We start from the raw sequence: 2,072 nt of genomic DNA on the forward strand, positions 1-2,072 counted from the left end.
CTCGCGCACGGTGCACCGTCGGAGCGGCCGGCGGCGGTGGTCCAGCAGGGTACGACGGCAGCGCAGCGCGTGGTCGCTGGGCGGCTGGACGCGCTGCCGGGGCTGGTCCGTGATGCAGGCCTGCGGGCACCGACCCTCATCGTGGTGGGGGAGGTCGTCCGGCTGCGCGAGCGCCTCGACTGGTTCGATCCGGCGGCGGAGAACGCCGCTGCCGGCTGGTCGATGGCGCAGGGGTAGGATGTGGCCGGGCCCGCCGCCGGGCCCGGCCGTACGGCGCTCAGTCCTCGCCCGCGAAGAAGCCGAGGAGCTGGAGCAGGCTGGTGAACAGGTTGAACAGCGCCACGTACAGCGTGACCGTCGCCATGATGTAGTTGGTCTCGCCGCCGTGGATCATCTCGCTGGTCTGGTAGAGGATCAGCCCGCACATCAGCAGCATGAACGCCGCGCTCACCGCCAGCGACAGGGCCGGCAGAGAGAAGAACATCGCACCCAGGCTGGCGAAGAACGCCACCAGGATCCCCGCGAACAGGAATCCGCGCAGGAAGCTGAAGTCCTTCTGCGTGCTCAGCGCATAGCCGGAGAGGCCGAGGAAGATTGCCCCCGTGCCGCCCAGGGCGGTGAGCACCAGCTCCGTGCCGTTGCTGAACGTGTGCACGTAGAGGTTGAGGATCGGTCCCAGGGTGTAGCCCATGAAGCCGGTCAGCGCGAAGACGGCTGCCAGGCCCCACACGCTGTTGCGCAGCGCGTTGGTCAGGAAGAGCAGGCCGAAGTAGCCCACCAGGACCACGATGAAGTTCAGCGGCGGCGCGTTGGTGGCCATTGCCATTCCGGCGGTCACCGCGCTGAACAGCAGTGTCATCGACAGCAGCAGATAGGTGTTGCGGATGACCGCGTTGGTGGCCAGCGCCGACGTGCCCGCACCGGCACGGTTCATCGGCGTGACGCGAGAGTTCTCGGACATGGGTGGATAGCCTCCTGGTTGTCGTGTCCGTTCGGTCGCAGTATGCCATTCCCCTGCGGGAAGCCATATAGGTATCCCCGCTACTGGTAGACTGCGTGGTTACAGCGGGGTTCCCGTGGGCAGGTTCACTGGAGGGCGACATGCCGGTGACGCTGGAAGCCGAGTTGGTGGTGGCGATCTCCTCGCGCACGCTGTTCGACCTGGAGGACAGCCACGCGGTATTCGAGCGCGACGGCGTTGAGAGCTACTCGACCTACCAGATCGAGCGCGAGGGCGAGATCCTGGAGCCGGGGGTGGCCTTTCCGCTGGTGCGCAAGCTCCTGCGCCTCAACGAGGGCCGGGAGCGGCCGCTGGTGGAGGTGATCCTGCTCTCGCGCAACAGCGCGGACACCGGTCTGCGCATCTTCAACTCCATCGAGCACCACGGCCTGGGGATCACCCGCGCGGCGTTCACCAACGGCTCCCCGCCGTGGCGCTACGTCGAGCCCTTCGGTGCGGACCTGTTCCTCTCCGCGGACGCCGGCGACGTTGCCGAGGCCCTGCGTGCCGGCTGCGCCGCCGCCGCGCTGGGGCCCGGCGCGGTGGCGCGGGCGCCGGTGGACGACGAGATCCGCATCGCCTTCGACGGCGACGCCGTGCTGTTCTCTGACGAGGCCGAGCGGGTGTTCCGGGAGCAGGGCCTGGACGCGTTCCAGGCCGCGGAGCGCAGCGCCGCCCGCGACCCGCTCTCCGGCGGACCGTTCAAGGGCTTCCTGCAGGCGCTGCAGCGCATCCAGGCCGCTTTCCCGTTCGCCGCCTCGCCGATCCGCACGGCGCTGGTCACGGCCCGCGGTGCACCGGCCCACGAGCGGGTGATCCGCACCCTGCGGGCCTGGGAGATCCGCATCGACGAGGCGCTGTTCCTCGGTGGCATGGACAAGACGCCGTTCCTCAAGACCTTCGGTGCGGACATCTTCTTCGACGACCAGCACGGCCACGTCGAACGGGCCTCGGGGGCGGTGGCGACCGGTCACGTCCCCCACGGCGTGGCCAACGAGCCGGAGGCCGGCGATGGTGCGGCGCGCCTTGAAGGCGGGGGGCAAAACCCTTAAGTTTGCCGCCTTTGCGCCAC

2 protein-coding genes and 1 pseudogene are annotated in these 2,072 nt (G+C 69.3%); 2 read left to right on the forward strand and 1 reads right to left on the reverse strand.

What is annotated here, in order from left to right; all coding sequences use genetic code 11:
- Positions 1-237, forward strand: a pseudogene (locus G7A99_RS18640) (uroporphyrinogen-III C-methyltransferase); the annotation flags it as partial.
- Between the two features lie 40 nt (positions 238-277).
- Here G7A99_RS18640 and G7A99_RS18645 read toward each other — a convergent pair.
- Positions 278-961 (reverse strand): Bax inhibitor-1/YccA family protein, encoded by a 684-nt coding sequence (locus tag G7A99_RS18645; RefSeq protein ID WP_205599920.1) that lies wholly within the window; start codon positions 959-961, stop codon positions 278-280.
- A gap of 140 nt (positions 962-1,101) precedes the next feature.
- Between G7A99_RS18645 and G7A99_RS18650 the strand changes: the two genes are divergently transcribed.
- Positions 1,102-2,052, forward strand: a complete 951-nt coding sequence (locus tag G7A99_RS18650; RefSeq protein WP_163143004.1) for a 5'-nucleotidase — start codon at positions 1,102-1,104, stop codon at positions 2,050-2,052.
- The last annotated feature ends 20 nt before the right edge of the window (positions 2,053-2,072 follow it).

The sequence above is a fragment of the Arhodomonas sp. KWT genome, from assembly GCF_010993615.1.